The organism is Methylobacterium sp. B1, assembly GCF_000333255.1.
Lineage (GTDB): Bacteria > Pseudomonadota > Alphaproteobacteria > Rhizobiales > Beijerinckiaceae > Methylobacterium > Methylobacterium fujisawaense.
In genome coordinates this window covers 1-4,446 of the sequence record NZ_BACT01000228.1, presented here as the reverse complement: position 1 = coordinate 4,446, position 4,446 = coordinate 1, and the positions used below count along the sequence as shown (strand labels likewise).

The window sequence follows — 4,446 nt, the reverse complement described above, 5'->3', positions numbered from 1 at the left end:
CGCGTTCCGCGACGAGGTCCGGAACTTCTGCCGGACGGAGATCCCGGCCGAGATCCGAAAAAAGGTCTCGGAGGGGCGCAGCCTCTCGAAGGACGACTACGTCACCAGCCAGCGGATCCTCAACGCCAAGGGCTGGGCGGTGCCGCACTGGCCGCAGGAATTTGGCGGCCGGGATTGGAGCCCGATCCAGCGCTACATCTACACGGAGGAGCTGTTCCAGGCGGCGGTACCCCTGCCGCAGCAGTTCAACTGCTACATGTTCGGCCCGGTGCTGGCGACCTTCGGCCGGCAGGACCAGAAGGAACGCTTTCTCCCCCGCGCCGCCAACCTCGACGATTGGTGGTGCCAGGGCTTCTCCGAGCCCGGGGCCGGCTCCGACCTCGCCTCGCTCAAGACCAAGGCCGTGCGCGACGGCGACCACTACGTCGTGGACGGCCAGAAGACCTGGACGACGCTCGGCCAGCACGCCGACTGGATCTTCTGCCTGGTCCGCACCGACTTCGAGGCCAAGAAGCAGCGGGGCATCTCCTTTCTGCTCATCGACATGACGACGCCCGGCATCACCGTGCGCCCGATCCTCACCCTGGAGGGCCGGCACGAGGTCAACGAGGTCTTCTTCGACTCTGTCCGCGTGCCGGTCGAGAACCTGGTCGGTGAGGAGAACAAGGGCTGGGACTACGCGAAATTCCTGCTCGCCAACGAGCGGACCGGCATCGCCCGGATCGGGCTAACCAAGGAGCGGATCGCCCGGATCAAGCGCCTCGCCCGGGAAATGCCGGCCGGACCCGGCACGATGTGGGACGATCCCGCCTTCCGGTCCCGCGTCGCGGAGGTCGAGGTCGAGCTGAAGGCCCTGGAGATCACCCAGATGCGGGTGGCGGCCAAGCAGGGCCGGGCGGATTCGGTGGAGCCGGACCCCGCCTCCTCGCTCCTCAAGATCCGCGGCTCGCAGCTCCAGCAGGCGGCGACGGAGCTGCTGGTGGAGCTCGCCGGGCCGTTCGCGCTCGCCGCCCCGGCACGCGGGGCAGGGGCCAACAACCTGCCCGGGGGCTTCGACTGGGTCGATGCGGCGGCGCCGAGCTATTTCAACAACCGCAAGGTCTCGATCTACGGCGGCTCGAACGAGATCCAGCACAACGTCATCGCCAAGGGCATTCTGGGTTTGTGAGACGATCCCGGATCCGCTTGCAGGCTTGAGAAACGCGGCGGTCGCGGCCTCGGCTCTCCCTCCCCCTCTGCGGGGGAGGGTGGCCCCCGAAGGGGGTCGGGAGAGGGGAGCGACGTTTCAGGACGCGGCACGCCCTTCATGCCGGTCGCGCCCTGTCCTGCAGCCGGGTTCCCCTCTCCCGGCCCCTGCTGACGCAGGGGCCACCCTCCCCCGCAGAGGGGGGAGGGAACGTCCGAGGACACCACCATGGATTTCGATCTGAACGAGGACCAGTCGCTCCTACGCGACAGCGTCGAGCGGCTGGCCGCCGATCTCTACCCGTCCCTGGAAAGCCGGCAGGCGCGGCTCAGGGCGCCGCTCGGCTTCCCCGCGGAGGGCTGGGCGGCTTTTTCCGAACTGGCGTCACGGGACTGCCCTTCTCGGACGAGGACGGCGGCCTCGGCGGCGGCCCGGTCGAGACCATGCTGGTCATGGAGGCGGTCGGCCGCAACCTCGTGGTCGAGCCGCTGCTGGCGAGCCTCGTTCTCGGCTCGACGGCCCTGCGGCTCGGCGGCAGCGCCGCGCAGAAGGCGCGCCTCGTTCCCGACTTGGTCTCCGGTGACCTGCGCCTGACCCTCGCCCACACCGAGCGCCAGTCCCGCTATGACCTCGCCGACGTGGCGACCACGGCCCGACGCTCCGGCGACGGTTTCGTGCTGAGCGGGGCCAAGAGCGTCGTACCCAACGCCGACGCGGCCGGCCTGATGGTGGTCTCCGCCCGCGTGTCGGGGGAGCGGCGCGACGCGCCGGGGATCGGCCTGTTCCTGGTCCCGGCCGACGCCGCCGGCGTCGCGATCGAGGCCTACCCGACGCAGGATGGCGGCCGGGCCGCGGAGGTGTCCTTCTCGGAGGTACAGCTGCCCGGCGACGCGGCGCTGGGCGATCCCGAAGCCGGCCTGCTGCTGCTGGAGCGGGTGGTGGAGCACGGGATCGCGGGCCTCGCCGCCGAGGCGGTGGGTTCCATGGACGCGCTCCACACGCTCACCGTGGAGTACCTCAAGACCCGTAAGCAGTTCGGCGTCAGCGTCGGCTCGTTCCAGGCGCTGCAGCACCGGGCGGTGGACATGCTGATCCAGCTGGAGCAGGCCCGCTCGATGGCCCTCTACGCCGCCATGATGGTCGACACGCCGGATGCGGCGGCGCGTGCGGCGGCCCTATCGGCCGTGAAGGTCCAGATCAACAAGGCCTGCCGGTATGTCGGCCAGGAGGCCGTGCAGCTCCACGGCGGCATCGGCATGACCCTCGAGTATATCGGCGCCCACCACTTCAAGCGGCTCGCCATGATCGAGTACCAGCTCGGCGACACCGCCTATCACCTGCGCCGCATCACGCAGGACGCGAACGGACTGCTGGCGGCGTAACCCACGCGGACAAGGGGCTTCCAAAGGGCGTGCCCTTTGGTGGGGTGTCGGGGTGAAACCCCAACGAACAGGTCTCCGCCCCAGGCAGGGGAGGCGGAGACCTTGTGAAACCGCCTTCAGACCGTCGAGCGGTCAGTTGAACAGCGAGCCGACCCCGCCCTGCACCCGGCCGAGGCCGGCGCGGGCGACGGAATTGTTCGGATCGATCGTCGCTGCGCGCTGGTAGTTCTCCATCGCCTCCTTGCGCTGGCCCGACTTCTCGTAGGCCAGGCCGCGATAGGCCCAGGAGGTGGCGTCCTTGTTGTTGACGTTGAGGGCCGCGTTGTAGTCCTCGATCGCCTTCGGGTACTGGTTCGTGGCGATCAGGCTCTGGCCGCGCGCGGCGTAGGGCGCGGACTTGAAGGGGTCGCGGTCGATGGCGGCGTCGAAATCGGCGATCGCCTGCGTGTCCTGACCCTGCTTCTGCCGCACGAGGCCGCGGGCATGATAGGCCTCGGCCGATTCCGGCATCAGCCGGATCGCGACGTTGAGGTCGTTGAGCGCCTGGTCGAGGTTGCCCTGGGCGCGCTCGACATTGGCGCGGCCGATATAGGCCGGGCCGTAATTCGGATCGATCCCGATCGCCTTGGTGAAGTCCTGCAGGGCAGGGCCGTCGCGGCCGATCTGGCGGCTCGCCAGGGCGCGGTTGTTGTAGGCGGAGGCGGAGTTCGGATCGAGCTGGATCGCCTTGGTGAAGTCGGCGATGGCATCGTTGAACTGGCCGGCGCGGGCATAGGCGGCGCCGCGGGTGTTGTAGGCGGCCGCGTCGTTCGGGTTGCGCTGCACGACCTCGGTCAGGGAGGCGATGTTGACGTTCGTGGCCCCCGTGGTGTCCTTCTCGAGGACCGCGTATTGCCGCGGGCCGGCCGCGCTCCCGACGGTCTCGCAGCCCGCGAGGCCGGCGGCCGAGACCATGGCTGCGCCGATCAGTGCCGTCTTTCGTCCCAGCCCGTTGCGTACGTTCATTGCCCCACTCTCCCCGAGGCGTCGCCCGCCTTGCGCGTGCCCGCCTCGCCCCTCACAGTCCAAGAGCCCGCGCCGTGCGCCGGGCACGCCCGAATCCGGGGCACCGTCGCGCATCACGGTGAAGGCCGGCTTAAGAAGCGCCGCGTCGTGATCCGGCCCCCGCCCGTCCCGGGGACGAAGGCGGTGCAGGCGGAATCGATCGACAGCATTCGGAACCGACCACGCTGTGGTGGAAGCGGTGGGATGTGGCGAAGGTATGGCTCGACGGTTCCGGGACGCCGCAGGCGGGCTTCCGACCGCCATGCGGCGATGCAGGTGTGCCTTCGAAGCCTCAGGAACCGGCCGGGACGGGCCCGAGGCGGGTCACGTGACCCATCTTCCGGCCGGGACGCGCCTCGCCCTTGCCGTAGAGGTGCAGATGGGCGCCGGGCTCGGCCAGCAGGGCGTGCCAGTCGTCGGCCTGGGCGCCGATCAGGTTGCGCATCTCCACCGGCAGGCCGCCGACCCGGCCCGGATCGCCCAGCGGCCAGCCGCAGACGGCCCGCACGTGCTGGGCGAATTGCGAAGTCAGCGCCCCCTCGCTGGTCCAGTGGCCGGAATTGTGGACCCGGGGCGCGATCTCGTTGACCACGAGCCGCTCCGCCCCGTCCTCGCGGACGAGGAACATCTCGACGGCGAGGACGCCGACATAGTCGAGGGCGTCGGCGATCCGACGGGCGATCTCGAGGGCGATGCGGCCCGTCTCCGGGGCCACGCCCGGGGCCGGCACCCGCGTCAGCGCGAGGATGTGATCGCGGTGCTCGTTCTCACACAGGTCGTAGGCCGCGAAGCTGCCGTCGCGCCCGCGGGCGCCCACCACGGAGACCTCGCGCT

Annotated in this window: 3 protein-coding genes and 1 pseudogene; 2 read left to right on the top strand and 2 right to left on the bottom strand. The window is 70.1% G+C overall.

Annotation, left to right across the window (positions count from 1 at the left end):
* Together I53_RS06320 and I53_RS06315 are read left to right on the top strand one after the other, a co-directional pair.
* A partial coding sequence (locus I53_RS06320) for an acyl-CoA dehydrogenase family protein (RefSeq protein WP_043347982.1) occupies positions 1–1,168 on the top strand: 1,168 nt, incomplete at its 5' end.
* A gap of 246 nt (positions 1,169–1,414) precedes the next feature.
* Positions 1,415–2,568: pseudogene (locus tag I53_RS06315) on the top strand (acyl-CoA dehydrogenase family protein).
* 132 nt (positions 2,569–2,700) lie between these two features.
* On the opposite strand, the gene I53_RS06310 reads toward I53_RS06315, so the two are convergent.
* Complete coding sequence (locus I53_RS06310; RefSeq protein WP_043347979.1) at positions 2,701–3,573, bottom strand: tetratricopeptide repeat protein; 873 nt, start codon at positions 3,571–3,573, stop codon at positions 2,701–2,703.
* Positions 3,574–3,904: 331 nt separating this feature from the next.
* Positions 3,905–4,446 (bottom strand): ATP-grasp domain-containing protein (locus I53_RS06305; RefSeq protein ID WP_043347976.1); only part of this gene is annotated, 542 nt, incomplete at its 5' end.

Coding starts and splice junctions, on each gene's coding strand:
- I53_RS06310 (WP_043347979.1), bottom strand. CDS start 3,573: ATGAACGTACGCAACGGGCTGGGACGAAAGACGGCACTGATCGGCGCA.